Annotated in this window: 18 protein-coding genes; 3 read left to right on the forward strand and 15 right to left on the reverse strand. The window is 44.2% G+C overall.

The features are described from left to right. Positions 1-5: 5 nt before the first annotated feature. The 10 genes from MHI37_RS23920 to MHI37_RS23965 all read right to left on the reverse strand — a co-directional run bounded on the left by MHI37_RS23920 (position 6) and on the right by MHI37_RS23965 (position 11,146). Positions 6-809 (reverse strand): carbohydrate ABC transporter permease, encoded by an 804-nt coding sequence (locus tag MHI37_RS23920; protein ID WP_083676476.1) that lies wholly within the window; start codon positions 807-809, stop codon positions 6-8. A gap of 48 nt (positions 810-857) precedes the next feature. Further along, a complete protein-coding gene (locus MHI37_RS23925) occupies positions 858-1,826 on the reverse strand; it encodes a sugar ABC transporter permease (RefSeq protein WP_076339004.1) in 969 nt (322 codons plus the stop codon). Beyond that, positions 1,744-4,701, reverse strand: coding sequence for an extracellular solute-binding protein (locus MHI37_RS23930; RefSeq protein WP_076339005.1), 2,958 nt, complete (start codon positions 4,699-4,701; stop codon positions 1,744-1,746). The genes MHI37_RS23925 and MHI37_RS23930 overlap by 83 nt, the downstream gene beginning before the upstream one ends. 28 nt (positions 4,702-4,729) lie before the next feature. Then, positions 4,730-5,848: a sn-glycerol-3-phosphate ABC transporter ATP-binding protein UgpC gene (ugpC, locus tag MHI37_RS23935; protein WP_076339006.1), complete on the reverse strand. Its 1,119-nt coding sequence runs from the start codon at positions 5,846-5,848 to the stop codon at positions 4,730-4,732. 100 nt (positions 5,849-5,948) lie between these two features. After that, the gene (locus MHI37_RS23940) at positions 5,949-6,917 is read right to left on the reverse strand and encodes an aldo/keto reductase (RefSeq protein WP_076339007.1); all 969 of its coding nucleotides are present in this window, start codon (positions 6,915-6,917) and stop codon (positions 5,949-5,951) included. A 169-nt stretch (positions 6,918-7,086) separates the two neighbouring features. Further along, a complete protein-coding gene (locus MHI37_RS23945; RefSeq protein ID WP_076339008.1) occupies positions 7,087-7,395 on the reverse strand; it encodes a hypothetical protein in 309 nt (102 codons plus the stop codon). A gap of 9 nt (positions 7,396-7,404) precedes the next feature. Next, the gene (locus MHI37_RS23950; protein WP_076339009.1) at positions 7,405-7,587 is read right to left on the reverse strand and encodes a YezD family protein; all 183 of its coding nucleotides are present in this window, start codon (positions 7,585-7,587) and stop codon (positions 7,405-7,407) included. A gap of 475 nt (positions 7,588-8,062) precedes the next feature. Further along, positions 8,063-8,947, reverse strand: coding sequence for a hypothetical protein (locus MHI37_RS23955; RefSeq protein WP_076339010.1), 885 nt, complete (start codon positions 8,945-8,947; stop codon positions 8,063-8,065). 94 nt (positions 8,948-9,041) lie between these two features. After that, positions 9,042-10,523 carry a methyl-accepting chemotaxis protein gene (locus MHI37_RS23960; RefSeq protein ID WP_076339011.1) on the reverse strand — a complete coding sequence of 494 codons (1,482 nt, stop codon included), beginning with the start codon at positions 10,521-10,523 and terminating at the stop codon, positions 9,042-9,044. 35 nt (positions 10,524-10,558) lie between these two features. Continuing rightward, positions 10,559-11,146 (reverse strand): hypothetical protein, encoded by a 588-nt coding sequence (locus MHI37_RS23965; RefSeq protein WP_076339012.1) that lies wholly within the window; start codon positions 11,144-11,146, stop codon positions 10,559-10,561. A 482-nt stretch (positions 11,147-11,628) separates the two neighbouring features. On the opposite strand from MHI37_RS23965, the gene MHI37_RS23970 reads away from it, so the two are divergent. Continuing rightward, the gene (locus MHI37_RS23970) at positions 11,629-11,952 is read left to right on the forward strand and encodes a YtxH domain-containing protein (RefSeq protein WP_076339013.1); all 324 of its coding nucleotides are present in this window, start codon (positions 11,629-11,631) and stop codon (positions 11,950-11,952) included. A 72-nt stretch (positions 11,953-12,024) separates the two neighbouring features. On the opposite strand, the gene MHI37_RS23975 is transcribed toward MHI37_RS23970, so the two are convergent. From MHI37_RS23975 to MHI37_RS23985, 3 genes are read right to left on the reverse strand one after another with little or no spacing between them, the layout of a single operon-like run. Continuing rightward, positions 12,025-12,807, reverse strand: a complete 783-nt coding sequence (locus MHI37_RS23975) for a sigma-70 family RNA polymerase sigma factor (RefSeq protein WP_076339014.1) — start codon at positions 12,805-12,807, stop codon at positions 12,025-12,027. Continuing rightward, the gene (rsbW, locus tag MHI37_RS23980) at positions 12,804-13,241 is read right to left on the reverse strand and encodes an anti-sigma B factor RsbW (RefSeq protein ID WP_076339015.1); all 438 of its coding nucleotides are present in this window, start codon (positions 13,239-13,241) and stop codon (positions 12,804-12,806) included. Before rsbW ends, MHI37_RS23975 begins: the two co-directional genes overlap by 4 nt. 38 nt (positions 13,242-13,279) lie before the next feature. Then, entirely contained in the window at positions 13,280-13,708 is a 429-nt protein-coding gene (locus tag MHI37_RS23985; RefSeq protein WP_076339016.1) for a DUF948 domain-containing protein, read from the reverse strand. Between the two features lie 169 nt (positions 13,709-13,877). Here MHI37_RS23985 and MHI37_RS23990 point away from each other — a divergent pair, with 169 nt between their 5' ends. After that, positions 13,878-16,601, forward strand: coding sequence for a response regulator (locus MHI37_RS23990; RefSeq protein WP_076339017.1), 2,724 nt, complete (start codon positions 13,878-13,880; stop codon positions 16,599-16,601). Then, positions 16,598-17,464 (forward strand): protein-glutamate O-methyltransferase CheR, encoded by an 867-nt coding sequence (locus MHI37_RS23995; protein ID WP_256710661.1) that lies wholly within the window; start codon positions 16,598-16,600, stop codon positions 17,462-17,464. The genes MHI37_RS23990 and MHI37_RS23995 overlap by 4 nt, the downstream gene beginning before the upstream one ends. 92 nt (positions 17,465-17,556) lie before the next feature. On the opposite strand, the gene MHI37_RS24000 is transcribed toward MHI37_RS23995, so the two are convergent. Together MHI37_RS24000 and MHI37_RS24005 are read right to left on the reverse strand one after the other, a co-directional pair. Beyond that, positions 17,557-17,988: an ATP-binding protein gene (locus MHI37_RS24000; protein ID WP_076339018.1), complete on the reverse strand. Its 432-nt coding sequence runs from the start codon at positions 17,986-17,988 to the stop codon at positions 17,557-17,559. Then, positions 17,985-18,317: an STAS domain-containing protein gene (locus MHI37_RS24005; protein ID WP_076339019.1), complete on the reverse strand. Its 333-nt coding sequence runs from the start codon at positions 18,315-18,317 to the stop codon at positions 17,985-17,987. Before MHI37_RS24005 ends, MHI37_RS24000 begins: the two co-directional genes overlap by 4 nt. Positions 18,318-18,392 lie beyond the last annotated feature (75 nt).

An 18,392-nucleotide genomic window follows, 5' to 3' on the forward strand; every position in this document is an offset into this window, starting at 1 on the left:
CTTATTTATTTAATGCCTGAATGTGCCATAGTAGAGATGACCTTTCCTTGTAAAATAATAAAGAAAACTAAATTCGGCACGAGCATAATTAATGCCGCCACTGCCGCGGCGCCCTGCCGCGCCACATTATTCGCCAAATTATTCGTCAGTGTTGATAAGAAAAACGGAAAGTTTTTCATTTCATCATCCTGCATGAACAGCATCGACGTCTCTACGTTGCCCCATGAATTTTGAAAGGACAAAATAGCGACTGTCGCAATTGCCGGCATACACATTGGAATAATAATGCGAAAAAAAACGATAAACTCATTTGCCCCGTCAATTCTGGAAGCCTCCAGCAGCGAGTCTGGAATTTGGTCTACGAATTGCTTGAGCAGGAAGACACCTACCGGCAAAGCGAGCACCGGCAGCAAATGACCCAAATACGTATTCATAATGCCTAACTGGCTGACGACCAAATAACGCGGAATTTGGATGACCTCCGGCGTGAACATCAGCATAAGCAGAATCACAGCAAAAATAAACTTTCGCCCTGGAAAAGGATGCTTGGAGAGCGGATAAGCGCACAGTGCACTCACAGCGGTTACGCCAATAACGCTCGCTGCCGAAATGAACAGGCTGTTGAACAAATAACGAGATACCGGAACGATCGAATTTGAGGTTACCCAAAATAACTCGACGAAGTTCTGAATATTCGGCTCCTGCACAAAAAACTTTGGCGGATAAATAAACAATTCGTGATAAGGCTTAAACGCATGATTGAAAATGTAAATGATCGGAAGGATCATAACGACGGACAACACAAGCATGATGATATTGAAGCTAATTTTTGCAGCAAGGCTAGATGGTTTCAGGTGTTATTCCTCCTTCGTACCGAACAATCCCCAGCTAAGCTTGTTCGCAAAATACATTAATATAAGAAGAAACACGGAAATCGTCGCCGCATAGCCCATTTCAAAACGGATAAACCCATAATCGTTAATATGATTAACGATTAGGTGGCCTGCATATTCCGGCGTTGGGTTTTGACCGGAAAGCTCGACTCCGATTGCTCCTGTCTTAAAGGTCGTGACGATTGCCATGACAGCACCGAACAGCATTTGCGGCTTCATAGACGGTATCGTGATGAACCACAGCTCTTGCAAATTATTTTTGATGCCGTCAATTTTCCCCGCTTCGTAAAGCGTCGTATCCACGTTCAGAATACCCGCAAGCATAGCCAGAAAACCTACGCCCATACTGGACCATAACGTTACAACGATCATCGAGTTCATTAGCAAATCCGGACTGGTTACCCACAGCTTTGGAATGTCAATGAAGCCGATTTTTAATAGGAAGCTGTTCAAATAACCGATTCTATCGCCCGAAAGCAATGGCAGCCATATGATCGTCATCGCGATTCCAACAGTGAGAGACGGTGTATACATCGCGAGCGCCACCCATTTGCGAAAGCTGCCGCGCAGCTTGGAAATGAGCCAAGCGAGCAGAAAGGCGGCTGCATAACCGCCCGGTCCCACAATAATCGCAAATTTGAACGTATTCGGCAGCGCGTATTTTAAAAACAACAAATCCTGCGCAATCAAATATTGAAAGTTGCTCCAGCCTATAAACCGCGGCGGCTCAATTCCGTTATAGTACGTGAAGCTTAAGCCAACCGCAGCCACTATCGGAATAACAATAAATAAAGCAAAACAAATTAAGAAAGGAGCAATAAACAAATAGGAGATCCGAAACGACCACAGCCTACTCCACATAACGATCAATCCCTTCCCAAGGCTGATCGACAATTGGAATATTGAGCGTTTTGAGCGGCTTGCCCTGTGCATCAACAAAGCCGAATTCCTGTTGTTTTCTCAGCAGTTCCCGGTTAATATCTCTTACCGCTTCCTCTAACGAGGACATATAGTTTGTCGTCCTGACAACGGATCTGATCCACGCATTATTCGTCTCGCGCTCGAGGAAATAGCCACCCGGCACATTCGGAATATCCTTATACCATTTCCACTGGTTCAAAATAATTTGAGCATCCTCCTTCTTCCAAGGAAGATTATTAAATGCCTCTACATTCGATGTATTCCAGCGAAATGCTACGCCATTAACTGCCTCAAGATCGGAGCCGTACTGCTCCTGAACTTCAGCAGAGAGCCACCATTTCAGAAACTCCCAAGCCTCTGTCTTTTTATCCGATTTGTCAAAAATAACACCTGTACGCTGTCCCCCTCCAGCCCAGCGGCTGATCGTTCCGTCCGCTTGCTCCGTACCGGGTATAAGCGCAATGCCCCATCGGCCATTCAGCTCAGGCGCCGCTGCCGACAGTTGAACGTACATATTGTAATCCGATATGCCTATCGGCATCGTACCGGTACGGAAATGCTGATAGAAGCTTGGCACCTCGCGCTCCACGGCGTAGGTGTTGAACAAATCGGTCCACTGCTTAAAGGCACGGTATGCTTCCGGTGTATCAAGCCCTGACTTCAAACCGCCCTGCTCATAAAAGTCCACTCCGTTCTGATAGAAGAAGTGGGTGAACTCCTTCGGGTTCACGTAGAAGTTCATAAAGTTTTGCTGCAGCGTAGGCAGCAAATTGTATACATCATCCCATGTCTGCGGAACGTCAGCCCCTAAGCGCTGCAAAATATCCTTTCTATAATAGAGCACTTGAAATGACTGCGTCTCCGGCACGCCGTAGTAGCCTCCATCATAATGAAGCGGCAGCCAAGAGCCTGGGCTAAACCTCGGATAAAGCTGATCAAAATCTTCAAATTCGGCTAGATTTTGCAGCGTGCCGCGGATGGCGTAATCAACCGGCAAATCCTGCGTCAAGCCAAGCGCAATATCAGGCTGTACGCCTGCCGCATTAGACATGAGCAGCAGCTCGGGGTTAGGCAGCAGATTAACCTTCACTTCAATGCCCGTTTCCGGCGTAAACGACTCATCTGCGATTTGCTGCAGCTGATCGACATAATCCCGGCCACGCTGCACCCATATATTCAGCTTCGTATTATCCATATCATTCAGACTATCCCTTGCGTCAAACGAGTAGATAAAGTTTTCAGCGCCGCCCCACAAACGGCTGAAGAAAGCTGCTTCCATCTTAGGGGCATCTGCCTTCTCCGGAATAATATAAATCTCATCGAGCTGCAGTGATTGCTTGATCAGCGTATCGATAAAGGTTCCAAACTTCTCTCTCATCGATGATATTTCTTCCACCTGATAAGGAATCTCCTCTGGCTTCCTAAGCAAGGAGCGCAAATCCTTCGCTGAGGTATCCAGTCCTTGACTAATGGAATCCTTATTGCCATTCGCTTTGACGAGCCGCTCAGATAAATCATCCATCACATCAGCTGCCAGTGCCATTTGCTCAGTCAAGCCAGGAAAATCCTGTTCCATATTCCAAGAACGGTTGCGGTCGATCATCTTCTTCGTGCTTGCGCCCGTAATTGTGCGCAAATCCCAATCAATCGCATCCAGATGGGCAATCAGCTTCTCCAGATCGACGTTAATCGATTTGATAGGCGACTGTGTAACGGCAAGCGATAATGTATGCTGTCCTTTCTCCAGCTTTAGGAGATAAGGCTCTTTGCTTGCATCCTGCAAAATCGTCCCTTTCCAGCCCGTTGAATAAGGAAAGCCATAGGCAAGAAATTCCTTAAAGGGCACTTCACCGTCGATTTTGATCGCTCGATAGGATGTTTTTTGCGCGATCGTATTTTGCAGAGCACGAAAGCCAATTTTGTAAAGCCCCGTCTCCGGTACATCAAACGACCATGTGATTTCCTGGTTTTGCTCCAGCCAACGCGGGCCGCCAACCGTATTGTACTTGATCCTTCCGGTATAACGCGGCAGGGTACGGGAATTTTTGTCCGAGAACAGCTTAATTGCCGTATCATTCTTAGATGCAAACTCCTCAGCCTGCAGCGTCAATATCTCCCCATCGATCGCAGACACATCGGAATTCTGCTTTGCAGCCTCCGAGTAAGCTGGAATCGTTTTGCTTGGAGCAAGCACAATTTTCTCCAGCGCCACAGGATCAAACCCTTGCAAGCGAATGGTATGCGTTCCTTGTGTGAAATGCCATTGCAAAGGCTGCGCATATGCCCCCCCTGAATCAATCAGAGGTTCTGTACTCCAGCCCGAAGCATCAATGGACCGAGGCCGAATCTCATCACCGTCTGAGTTTTTCAGAATAGGACGGACATCCTCCCATTTGCGGTATAACGAAATAGAGGAAGCTTCTCGGAATGGTCTCTTGCCGTCTATAGTAACCTCCCATCCAATCGGTCCCTTTCTACCCACATCCTTCAGCGGGTGATAAGAAACCTCAATTTCATACAGCGCACTCTCTGCAACGTCAACTTTATATTCCACCCACTCTGTGCTGCTCGTATTCCACAGCAGCACATTCAATTTCCCTTCATACTCCCCTACTTTAATTTCCTCCGTGTTCGAAACTAGAGCAGGCTCTGCCGCTTCAATGGGTATCGATTGCGTTGCATTCTGAATCCCCTGCTCCCGCCACGACGCCAGCACTTCACTAAAGTAGGGATCTGTCTCGTAATTAAACGTCGTAATAAGCTCATCATAATTAACCGTTACGCTATTCTTCGCGGATTCAGCGCTCCCTGCAGCTCCAGCTGAGAATAGCAGAGCCGCGATTGCAATACTTCCCCCAAGCAAAAACCAATTCCGTTTCTTATTCATAACGAGAAGCTGCCTCCCTCCTTCGCATCTATCCAATCATTTCCGTAAATCTTACTCCGGTATCCTTATGAAAAAAATGAGCCTTGGACATATCCAGCTCAACCTTCACCTTCTCCTGCTCAGAGAAACGATTATCAGGGTCCACGCGTGCAATTAACGGCTTTTCCTGCCCGATATCCAAATAAAGAAAACGATCCGCACCCATTAGCTCATTCGCTAGATAGATTCCAGTTATAATCGTCTCGGAAAATAGTCCTTCGAGCTTAACGTTCTCCGGCCTTATACCCAATATAACCGATTTACTTACTTGGTTATTATGACGCAAAATTTCCTCCATGGCTTCATTGATCTTCAAGCTAAAGCGATTCGTATGAAACTCCAATTTCCCTTGAGCTGTCTCCTGAATACGACCATTAATAAAATTGATCTGTGGAGAGCCGATAAAGCTGGCTACAAAAGTATTCGCCGGTTTGGAATAAATAATTTCCGGTGTATCGCACTGCTGTATGACGCCGCCCTTCATAACGACGATACGGTCAGCCATCGTCATCGCTTCAACCTGATCATGCGTAACGAAAATAAAGGTCGTGCCGAGCTTTTTGTGAAGCTTCGTAATTTCCATTCGCATCGTTACTCTAAGCTTGGCATCCAGATTAGAAAGCGGCTCATCCATCAAGAACAGCTTTGGATCACGTACGATAGCCCGGCCAAGCGCCACACGCTGACGCTGTCCGCCCGACAGCTCCCTTGGCTTACGATTGAGGTAAGGCTCGATTTCCAAAACTCTGCTTGCATTTTTAACTGCCAAATCAATCTCATGCTTAGGCAGCTTCCGCATCCGCAGACCAAATGCAATATTTTCGTACACGCTCAGATTAGGATAAAGCGCATAGTTTTGGAACACCATGGAAATATCTCGATCCTTGGGAGGCAGCTTATTAACCAGCTGATCTCCAATATAGATCTCTCCCTCCGAAATATCCTCAAGTCCTGCAATCATTCTAAGTGTCGTTGATTTGCCGCAGCCGGAAGGCCCTACAAAAACGATAAACTCCTTATCCTTGATTTCCAGCTGAAAGTCCTGCACGACCGCGTGCTTATCTTTTCCATAGCGCTTATATAAATGATTGATCGTAACACCCGCCACAATACGCCCCCCTATTCAAAAAGAATCTCAAAAAAATGGGGATATCCGATGACGCTCTGATATCCCCCATTGATACCGTCAAATGTATGAGGCTGATCGATTAGCTGAATACGGACTCTTTCGCTGGCTGCAGCTGCGCGAGAGCTTCATCTACTTTCGCCAGCTCTTCCGCACTTAACCTCTCATGCCAGCTCTTTGCTGCTTCCGTTATATGCTCCGGCTTCGATGCTCCCAGAATAGCGGATGTAATCCCGGGACGACTTAGCACCCAAGCTAACGCATATTGTGCCTGAGTGAGCCCACGCTCCTCCGCCAGCGGCCGGATAGCTTCCGCCAATGCAATCGCATTTTTCTTTAACAGCGCCTCCAGCCGTTGTTCGCCTGCCGCAAGCCGCGAGCCCTCTGGAGGCGCTTCTCCAGCGCGGTACTTGCCTGAAAGAATGCCTCTGCCTAGCGGACTGTACACGATAACGCCAACATTCTCCGACTGTACAAAAGGTATAATTTCCTTCTCAATCTCACGGGAGATCAAGCTGTATTCCGGCTGCAGACTTTCAAATCGATGCAGGTTATGCAATGCGCTGACGCCATGAGCTTTTGCCAGCTGCCATGCAGCAAAGTTTGATGCGCCTATGTACCTTACTTTGCCTTGACGAACCAGATCGTCTAATGCTCGGAGCGTTTCTTCGAGCGGAGTATTCGAATCAAAGCGATGAACCTGATATAGATCCAAATAGTCTGTCTGGAGCCGCTTCAAACTATCTTCAACCGCTTTGAAAATATGATAGCGGCTTTGCCCTGAATCATTGACGCCTTCTCCCACTCGGCCGTGTACTTTAGTTGCAAGAACAATTTGCTGACGTCTCTCCTTCAGCAAATTGCCAAGAATTCGCTCAGATGCTCCCTCTCCGTAGACGTTGGCTGTATCCACAAGATTAATGCCGTTATCGAGCGCTAAATCCAAAATGGTTGACGAAGCCTTCTCATCAATCCACCGTCCAAATGCCATTGTGCCTAGACTCACCTCAGAAACCTTCAATCCTGTTCTTCCCAATTTTCTATATTCCATTTTCGTCGCCCCCTAAATTTAGTTTCATTAAAGACAAAAAACCGAAGACACTGTATTCCAAAGTGTCTCCGGTTTTCCGGTAGATATAATAGTATTCGCATTAAAATAGTATGTTTATTATCATAAGACTGCTGCAGTACTCTGTCAACTACTAACTTTAGATTAAAATCTAATAAGCAGCCAATGAGCTCCTCTCATGAATGCTGTTCTGATAAGTAAACTGGCTTAGCTCTACAACAAGATTTCCTTTTCCGAAGGACAAAAACTTCCTTCTCTCCTCCGACCTCGATTGCTGCATCGTATCAAGGAACTGAATGATCATTCTCCGCCTACGCTTAATCTCTGGATATCCGTTATCGTACAGCCATTGATCAATCGTATTATAGATGCCCTTATTCAACTGATACATTTGCAAGCAATAATGGTGAAAGGCCAGGTCCGGCCATTCATACAGGCTGCTGTTCTGATCGCTCTTCATCCGATTTCGCTACCTTTGCTTCTTAATAGCAGAAGACGACTTCTCCGTATCGTAGCGACTGCGTTCTGTTCGATCTATTTGCACGATTTGACCATTATAAATCGTAATTTGAACAATGCCATACTGAACGCCTACCAATTGCTCCTTGATCCGCTGCAGCCATTCATCAGCAACCTCAACCGTTCGGGACATAATCAACACCCTCTCAAAAGTAATGTGTACAACAACTACAAAGCGGCTTCTAAATTTTTCGATTTCTAGATAAGTTGAGCTTGAAAAATGAAGTGTAAGCGAAGCGAGAAGATCGTTCTGTAGAAACGAAGTGTTCGCCTTTGCAGCCTTATTCTTACCTTTAAATGTCTTAGGAAATCAAAGAATCTGGCTGCAACAGCGATCGTAAGAATGATCTACTCGCGTAGTGCCCAACACGTAAATTTCTAGTTCAACTTATATAGGTAGAAAAACAAGTAGACGCACGACAACCGATTCGGTATTCGGTTGGCCTGCGCCTCAGGTTGTCTAGTGAGCGCGAATTGCAGTGTCATACAATGAAGTAATACCAATGCCATTCTTATTAAATTCCAAATTCTTATTTCCGACTAATTCAATAGGATAAATTTAATTTAACATGTTGTTTTCTATTCGTCAACACTTTTTGCTGCTCATTTTATTGTTCAAATCGATAATCAAAGAAGAAATCCGCTTGATGCTCACTAGAGTCCTTGCCGTTTATCGCTTCGCTGTTCTCCAAGCCTCTTGCTGCTAGCCAGAAGCCCGTTACGGGCAATTGATCATTCGTGATCGGGATGACTTGGTTACCCTTAACCCCATACTTTTCGGTTTCTTTAATGGCATACGTAGAGAATTCCCCGTCATGTGCCGTTAGCGTATAGAAAGAAAGCTCCGTCTCTGACTCTGGCTTTATTTGAGCTCGATCAAGACTATCCAGCTTCGCAAAAAAATAATGAGCTTCAATCGACCTCTCGTATTGATGCCAAGGACCATCGATTTTGTGCTGCTTTACGAGTAATTGGCTCTTCTGCTTATTCAACTGAATATCCGAATAAATAAATCCGTCTTTCTGCTGTACGACTATAAAATGCAGCTGCTCTATGTAGCCATCGGCTTGATATGCGACCTGAAAGCTCTCTAAATGGGCATTTTGCATGCCAATCTCCTCTTCAAGGGAGATCCACATCTGATTCAGATTTTGCGAATACCAATTATCAACTGAAGCGGCAATGCTCTTCGGCCGTTCAAACCACGCATTTTCTACTGCCGGTATAAAAAATTGAAAAATAAAGAACAGCAGCCCGAGGAAACAAGCTAAATGCTTCACAGCTTTGTTTGGCCTGACACGAGCTAATAGGAGCAGGCAAACCGCATAACCTACGGGCAGCCGCAATTCGTCTATCGAGAAATAAAAAGCGCCAAGAAAGGAGTACAGCAGCAGCTTAACAAATAAGCCGCGCTCCTCTTCTTGACGCTTTCTATACAGCAAATACAGCAATACAAGGGAACAAAAAACGGAAATCATCCAGATCCAGTCCATCCATTTACACCTCCCAAGATCATGTTCATACCTTGTAGGTTACCATATAAAGGGATTTACTGGAAGAGTCTATCCCCAGTACTGCAATCTTAGCTTAATGCTTCGCAATCATTTCCTTAAGCTCCGACAAGAGCTGGTCCAGCTGTTCATATTCTTCAACCATTGTATGAATTTTCATATCCTGCGTTTCCATACTTGCATGTACCTCTTCTACAGAAGCCATATTCTCCTCCGTAATCGCTGCAATGTTAACCATCTCATGAGCCATATCTCCAAAGCGATTATTCAGCTCGTGTGCAGAGCTGCCTACCGTATCGGAGTGTCGTTTCACAAGCTCTGTGTTTTCGTCGATACGTTCAATAAGCTGCTGTACCTGAAGGGATACATCTCTACTAGTCGTCACCGCTAATTGTCCATTTTCCACCTGCTCATGAACGGCGATAATTTGCGAGCGAATACCGGTTAATATTTCTGAAATCTCGTTTGTCGCTGCCCTTGAATTGTCTGCCAGCTTGCGAACCTCACCGGATACAACCGCAAAGCCGCGGCCATGCTCACCTGCACGTGCCGCTTCAATTGCAGCATTAAGCGCGAGCAAGTTCGTTTGTTCAGCAATGTCGCTGATTGTGCTTACAATGGAGCCAACACGTTCATTTTGCTCGTTTAGCTGCGACATCATCTCAACTGTATGAGTAATGATCATTCGTACGCTTTCCACTTCAGCAGATAGCGTGGCCATTTGCTCACGGTTTTTCACCGTCAAGGAAGCATTGTCTGCTGAATACTGCTGCAATTGCTCTGTGCCTTCAAGCAGACGCTTAACAAAGGTGTCTATCACTTGTGTTGATTCGCTAATGTTCAATACAGTACTTGTCTGCTTCTCGATCGCAGCAGACATTTCCGAAAACGTAATCGTCACTTCCTTGGAAATATTTCCGGTGGAAACTACTGTTGTTTGCTGGCTATTGCTAAACTCTGTCAACACAATAATAGACGATTTCAGCTTGGTGAGCAGTGCCTCTGCCATATCCTTCGACGCGATCGCCTCTTGCTGCTTTTCTGTAACCTGACGTTGAAGCTTCCCGCTAAAGCTCGCTGTTAATGCAAGCGCAACAGTCGCGAAGATCAAATATAGAAACAAATAGGCAAGCGACTCATTTGGAAACAGCTTTGGCTGCAATACAGGATCAAAAAACAAATAAGTGCTGAGCACCGCCCCCAAAATACCTGTCAAAATAATAGCTTTATAATCCGCATACAAAGTAATGATTGCAAGATTTACATAAACTAAAAAATAAGTGCTAACAATCGGATTAGGGTCCGATATGATTAATAGAGATACGATAACCGTCAATATAAACGGTACAACAAACCTAATGTAGTTCGTTAAAATTCCTCGGTATGTCATGAAAGTAGCTGCGCCACACATAAATACCCCTACACCTGCCAGCAAAAGCACAAGTTCCATTCCGAGGCCGATCGCAAGGTCTGTGAGAATACCTAGAGCCAGCAAGCTCCAGAGAATTTTTATTAACAACCGATTACGCTTGTCTAGTTCTGTTAATTCTTTTTTCATGACATTTCCGCCTTTTCTAAATAAACTATTAAATTCTAACGCTTAACGGTTTCGCTTAGCTCACCTCTTTCGGTGTTTGACAATATCGTTTCTTCTGGATAAACAAGCCACTCATAGAGTTGCTTATTAAGATACATTTGCTCCATATCGAACAATACGGGCACTACATCATCGCCTTTGTAGAACACCTTTTCCCCAATCTTTTCTAACGGAACCTGATACGAAATTCGAAGCGCCCGCATAAACACCGGCTCAAGCAGCGAGACAAAATACTTCATTTTTAGCTTCTCTGCACTATAAACTGCCGAAGATAGAAGCTCAGAAATAAAACGACCCCGGTACGTTTTAAGCAATGCAATCTTATCAATCTCCGCGACTGCATGGCCTGCTTCAATAATTTTACGATTCGTTTGAAACGGTCCTGCGGCGTTTATCGCGCTTGTAGTCAAGCTGTAAGGTTTAATCTCCGACGTTCCTACACAATATCCTTCTGTTGTCACAACGATGAAGCGATCAAGCGTATGCTCGGAAAATTCAAGTTCAAATCCTTTCTCCATCCAGACAGTTGTCCAAATACCATTAAACATAGCTAATTCCAGCTCGTTCTCCACTCGTTTAAACATGAATTCTCTCCCTAGTCTCTCTAGTTTCTATTAGATTTCATCGCAAGTATAATATGTAGGCACTCTTATTATCGGAATAATTAGCTTAAAACTTCATACTTATAAACGATTTACAACCTAGTATCAATAAATTTAATATAGTAACACAATAATAATACCCTCTTTATGTATAATAGCCTCCCTCCATTTACAAAACTAAAATAATTAATCGCTTAATATAAAAATAGGTAAATTGTAACATATCGTAGCACTCCTCATATTTTATGTCAATAGTTTCCTTTTCTACTTGTTTCAAAAGTTCAGTTACTGTTTATATATAAGCAAGGTGAAACGGCTGTCGCCGCCCTTATGGCGGTAGCGCGTTTCATTCCGGGGAAATATAGAGATCGTATGGAGAAATGATATACTTTCCTATATTTTAAGAAGTTCAATTATACGTTGATCAATCTGATCAACAATACAATGACGAGGAGAGATGACAAATGTCACGAGAAAATTCAAGTTCTAGCGTATTGGTAGGCGCAATTGTAGGAGGAGCCATCGGTGCCATTTCAGCTCTGCTATTTGCTCCAAAAGCAGGTGCAGACCTTCGAGAGGATCTCTCAAGCAAATTCAAATCCATCAGTGAGAAAACAAAGGAAATCGCCACAGCTGTGGGAGAAAATACAAAGGATTTGGCAACAAGCATCAAGGAAGAAACCGGTGACCTCATAGACCATGCTAAGCAATCGAATCAGAGTGTTATGAATTCTATATCCTCTGCTAAGGAAGACGTGAAGGAAGATCTTGCTGCCGCAAATCGATAAAACCATAAAAAAAAGATCCTCTCCATATTCATTCTGGAGAGGATCTTTTTTTTATTAACTATTTTATAATACTTATGTACTATAATCTGGATGATGATCAACAAGGAGCAGCTTCAGCTTCTCCATCGCCCGCTTTTGGATACGGGAAACACTCATTTGGGAGACGCCGAGCTCCTCGGCAATATCACGCTGCGATTTGCCGTTGTGATAAGCGAGCACCAGCACCGTTTTCTCCTCCGTCTTCAATTGATCAAGCGCCTCCTCCAGATCAAGACGATGATCGACATTCTCATAGTCATCCCTATCCGAGCTGATGAGATCGCCAATAGTAGCAGCACTTTCACCTTCACTCGATAGAGGAGTGTCAAGCGATACATAATGATAGGATTCTCTACAGGAAAGCACTTCAATCGTTTCTTCCACTGTGAGACCCAAATAAGCTGCTATTTCTTCCATCTTAGGCGAACGGCTAAGCTCAACCGTTAAATAACCAATCGCCTGTTGAATAAGCAAACCTTTTTCTTTGATCCGTCTTGGTACCTGGATATACCAAGACTTATCACGCAAATAGTTTTTCAAATGGCCAATGATGCTTTTCATCGCATAGCCTTCAAACGGAATTCCCCGTGATCCGTCAAACTGCTTAAACAAGCGCAGCATAGAGAACTGACCGACCTGATACAAATCCTCATAAAGGTCAGGCCGGCTCCGCGACATTTTTGTTGCTGCTATTTTAACGATAGGCTCAAAGTGCTGCAGCAATTCCGTTGCTGCATCGTTGCAGCCGGTTTCTCGATACCGTTCCATTTTTTCAATAATTTCTTGCGGACCCAGGCAGGATGAGTTTGTATTCATGCCATCTCCTCTTTCCTACCAAATAGCTTGGTGAGAATCACCTCTGTACCTCTTCCCGATAATACTTCAACCTTATCCATTAAAGCATGCATCATAAAAATACCAAGTCCACCTGCCGTTATCTCGTTTAGCTCCTTATCATGAAGAGAAGAAGACTTGCTTGCCGGCTCGTATTTAAAGCTGCTGCCTTCATCCTTAATTCGAATGGAGATGCCTTCTTCTTCAATCTCATAAGTAATGTCCACTTCTCCGTTTTGCACATTGCTATACGCGTGAAGCACCACATTCGTGCATGCCTCGGTTACCGCTACCTTCATATCTTCTATTTCCTCATAGGAGAAACCTGCTTTAGTCGCAATACCAAACAATGTAAGTCTAACCAAATCGATATATTCCGTCCGCGCAGGGATCGTCAGCCGAATGAAAGAGTTCATAGTTTCTTCTGTCCTCTCTTGTTTGTTCTCATGATAGCTTATATTTTTTTTAGCTTGTTCCAAACTCTAATACCGGAGATAACGCCCTTATAAATCGTACTAACGATTCTCGGCTCCTCCGAAGGCTTCTTGCTCTCTTTTTTTATGGAAGCAACTACACTTGCCGCTGATTCTCTCGCCGCTCCAGTAAACGAGTGCAAGGCATGACCAATATCGTTGACGGAAGCAAACAAACCATCCAGCGAGCTTAACTTTTCTCTTACATCAAGTGTCATCGCATTGGTGTTGTGAACAGCTTCCTTCACCTCAACGCTAATTTGTGTAACCTCAATTCTTAAAGTGCCAATGGTTTGCCGCATCTCTTCAAGCCCAGCTCGCAAAGCCTTCAACGTTTGAATAAGAGAATACATCAGAATGAGAAAAGCTACCGCTATAACAGCAATACTAATTTGCATAAGAATATCCATTGTGTTCATCACTTCCTTTTTTTCATTAGTTACCCGATAAACTCCCTTTTGAAACAATAGGGGAAAAAGCTATATTCTAAATTTAGGAGAGAGCTCACTTATGGCATTCATGCTATAATAGTAAACGTCCATTAAATTAAATTTTTTCATACTAAAGGAGCTTATTCCATTGCGTAATTTACGATTACATATACGTGCCAAAATTTTAATCGGCTATTTTCTTATTATTTGTTGTTTGGGTGCTTCCATTGTTATCGTGAGTGATCGAATTTCATCCTTGCAAATTGATATCGAAACGATCACCAGCCGTGACATCGAGATCCATAATTTAATTACAACAATTCGCTATAATGCGATCAACATGGAATCCAGTCAGCGCGGTTATGTTATTACAGGCAATGAGGATTATTTGGAGCCTTATGCCAAAGGGAAAGCGGAGTGGGAAGCCAATTACAATGCACTTTACCAGTACCTCTCTGACGATCCTACTACGCGAAAGAGCTTGGAGGAAATCAAGCTTACAATTCAAAATTGGATACGGGTAGCCGGCGAGCCCATCGTCGAAATGCGAAAGTCGAACAATACTCAGGGCATTATCGAGTTTTTTAATAATGACAGCGGCAAGACAGACATCGATGCCCTTCGAGTACAATTGGAAGCACTTCGTCAAAAAGAGATTACAGCAACCCAAAACTATATTTTGAAGCTGGAAAGCCGTAATGATTTGCTCATTATTAGTCTATATCTCATGCTGCTAATCGTTTCCATTGTTGCCTTCTTTATTGTAGCTTATGTTTCCGGAATCATTGTCAAAACGATTAAGGATGTTGTAACAACGATATCGGATATTGCCTCCTCCGGCGGTGATCTGTCCACACGCATTAAAGTCAATACACGAGATGAAATTCGTGATCTGGCAAATGCAACCAATCTATTGCTCGATAATTTAAGCGATCAAAACTGGATTCAAACGAAAGTAGCAGAAGTCGCTACTATGAATCAGGGGATTAACAATATGAACGAGCTGGCGGATTCCTTCTTATCCAAGCTCGCACCTATACTAAATGCAGCCTATGGATTATTTTATATTAAACAAGGGACGGGAGATAAGCAGAGGCTGATCAAGATCGCCTCCTATGCCGAAGCAAATGATAATATGGGCCTTGAGAGCTTTCGGCTAGGCGAGGGTTTAATCGGTCAAGCAGCGCTCGATAATCGTACGTTCTTACTGAACACAACACCCGATCATACCATCGCCATTACATCCGGGCTTGGCGTGCATCAGCCTAAAAGTGTCTTAATCGTCCCCATTGAATTTGAGGGAACGGTTGCTGCCGTCGTCGAATTCGCTTCCACAGAATCGTTCACCTCACAGCATCTGAAGCTCTTGGAGCAAATTGAGCATTCCTTAGGCGTAGCCATCCACAGTGTCGCCAGTCGCATGGAGGTCGAGCGGCTGCTAAGCGAATCACAAGTATTGACAGAGGAACTTCAGACACAGACGGAGGAGCTTCAGACGCAATCCGAGGAGCTGCAAATGCAGCAAGAGGAAATGCGCATGACGACCGAGCATCTGGAGGAGCAAAATCTATTTGCTCAGCAAAAAACAGAGGAATTGCAAAAAGCAAAACAGGAACTTGAGACATATTCCGAGCAGCTTCGAAAAAGCTCGCAATACAAAACAAATTTTTTGGCCAATATGTCGCATGAGCTTCGTACACCGCTTAACAGCATTTTGATTCTCTCTCAGCTCCTGTCTGAGAACGAGAATGAAACCTTGAATCAAGAGGAAGAAGGTTATGCCCAAGTAATTAACACCTCAGGCAATGACCTCCTTATGCTCATAGATGATATTTTGGATTTATCAAAGATTGAGGCTGGAAAGATCATCCTGATGATGGATGAAGTGAATGTTAGTGAAATTCCTGAGCATATGAAGCTGCTCTTTAATCCTGTAGCTGAGCAAAAAGACCTTGCCTTTCAGATCAGCATGGCTGTCGATCTCCCTGCCGTGCTCCATACAGACGGTCAAAGATTACAGCAAATTTTAAAAAATCTGCTATCTAACGCTTTTAAGTTTACTGAGCGTGGTACTGTCAGCCTCAGCATTCAAAATGCCGATAGAAAAATCATTGAGAAGTATATCCCTGCTCATATGGATAAAGCAGTGATCGCCATTACGGTATCCGATACGGGCATCGGCATCCCTTTAAATAAGCAGCAGCTCATTTTCGAGGCATTCCAGCAGGTAGATGGTGAAACGAATCGTCAATTCGGAGGAACCGGGCTTGGTTTATCGATCTGCAATGAGTTTACAAGGCTGCTTGGCGGACGCATCGTGCTGGACAGCCATCCCGGCCAAGGCAGTACCTTCACACTGCTTTTGCCTAGTCTGCCCGGGATGGACAGGGAACAGCTTGTATCACTGCATCAGGAGGTTGCTGCTGCTGCACAAGATACAATGGGAGCTGTAGTGACCGAAATATGCGAAGAGGATGAGGAATTATTTCGCGGTAAAAAAGTACTGCTAGTTGAAGATGATTCACGTAATGTGTTCGCCCTCGTTAAGGCACTGGAAAGCAAATCATTTGACGTAACTATCGCAAGCAACGGAAAACAATGCATCGAAATTATTAAACAGCGAACCGACTTTGATTTAGTCCTCATGGATATTATGATGCCGATTATGGATGGATTTGAAACGATGAAAGCCATTCGTCTGGATCCAGCTATGCAAGAAACGCCAATCATTGCGTTAACAGCTAAAGCAATGAAAAGCGACCGCGATAAATGTCTTGAGGCGGGTGCTTCTGACTATATTAGCAAGCCGCTTAATATGGATCAGCTCTTCTCACTTATGCGGGTATGGCTTACAAAGCAGGTGGTAAATTGATTAATGATTGGACAGACGGAGACGTCGATGGCAATATCGTAGCGCAAGATGAACTCGAGCGTATAGAAATAGGCTTGCTGCTGGAGGGTATTTACAGCATCTCCGGCTTTGATTTTCGAAACTACTTGCGCTCCTCTTTGCAAAGACGCATAAAGTATCGGTTAAGCCTTGAAGGCCTGCGTACGATTACCGCACTGCTTGAGAAGGTGCTGCATGAACCGGGATTTATTAATAAGCTGCTAAATGATTTCTCCATTAAAGTAACCGAGATGTTTCGTGATCCGAGCTTCTTCGCCGCCTTGCGTACAGAAGTCATCCCTTCTCTTCGGGCACTTCCCGAAATTCGGATCTGGCATGCAGGCTGTGCGACCGGAGAAGAGGTTTACTCCATGGCTATATTGCTCCAGGAGGAAGGCTTGCTTGAGAAAACAAAATTATATGCAACCGATATGAACGAATACGCCATTGAAATTGCGAAGCAAGGACGATTCCCATTAAAACGAATGCAGACGTTTACGAAAAACTATTTGAAGGCAGGCGGTACGAAGGAGTTTTCTGCTTACTATACGACAGATCATGATTACGCATTATTCCATCCTGATATTAAGAAAAATATGACGTTTGCACAGCATAATCTCGCAACGGATCGGTCCTTTAATGAATTTCATCTTATTTTATGCCGCAATGTGTTAATTTACTTTGACTCTGACCTTCAAAGCCGGGTGCATCGTTTGTTTTTCGAAAGCCTTTCTCAAAACGGTTTTTTGGCGTTGGGAAATATGGAATCGATCATCTCCAATCAAAAGACTCACTACAATGATATTAATTGTAGTGAGCGTATTTTCCGCAAATCAATGAGTTAAGCTCTATTCCATCGATCGCTTGCTCTATATTTTCACAAAAAAAGCTGCTCTGAAAGGTAGATACACCTTTCAGGCAGCTTCTTCTGTTGTACCTATGGGTTATAATTCAAATATTTCTTTAAGATGACCTCGGTGCCGCGCTCCAGCGCATTCACTTCAACCTCATCCATTAATGCCTGCATTAAATAGATGCCTAAACCGCCGACGCGAAGCCCGCTCACGTCAACAGCAGGCAGCAGCTCAGCTGCTTCCAACGTTTTCGCAGCCAAAGCCGTTGTCCCATTATCCTTCACTTTAATCGTAAGCACGTCTTTATCAGACTCAAAGGATATATCGATTACCTCTTCATTCTCATCTTGCTTACTATGGATGACAGCATTATTACATGCCTCGGAGACCGCTACCTTCATATCTTCAATCTCTTCGTAGGAATAGTTCATTTTCGATGCAATTCCATAGAGACAGATTCTGACTGTATCAATAAAGTCTGCATGGGCCGGTATTTGTAAACGAATGGCATTCATGCCTCAGCCTCGGTCCCTTCTGTTAAATATCTGGAAATACCGGTCAAGTCAAATAGCCGTTTAATAGGCGAAGGAACCTCCTTCACGAAAAAGGGTGCCTTCAGCTCATCACGCAGCTTTAGCACAGAGACGATAATCCCGATTCCGGTGCTATCGATATATTTTAATTGCTTAAGATTAAGTACTAACGCTTTATCTGCTTTGTTCATGACCGGCTCCAAGGCAGCCCGCAGCTGCGGCACTACAGATAAATCAAGCTCCCCGATAACATGAAGAATATATTGCTCTCTCGTTTCTTCTTGCATAACTTGAAATTGTTCAACTTTCATTACGTTCACTCCGCTCGCATTTGTTTAGTCAATCGTACCAAAAACTATTGTCCTAGTACAAGGCGTGTACGATAA

Origin of the sequence: Paenibacillus sp. FSL H8-0548 (assembly GCF_038630985.1) — a bacterium.
Lineage (GTDB): Bacteria > Bacillota > Bacilli > Paenibacillales > Paenibacillaceae > Pristimantibacillus.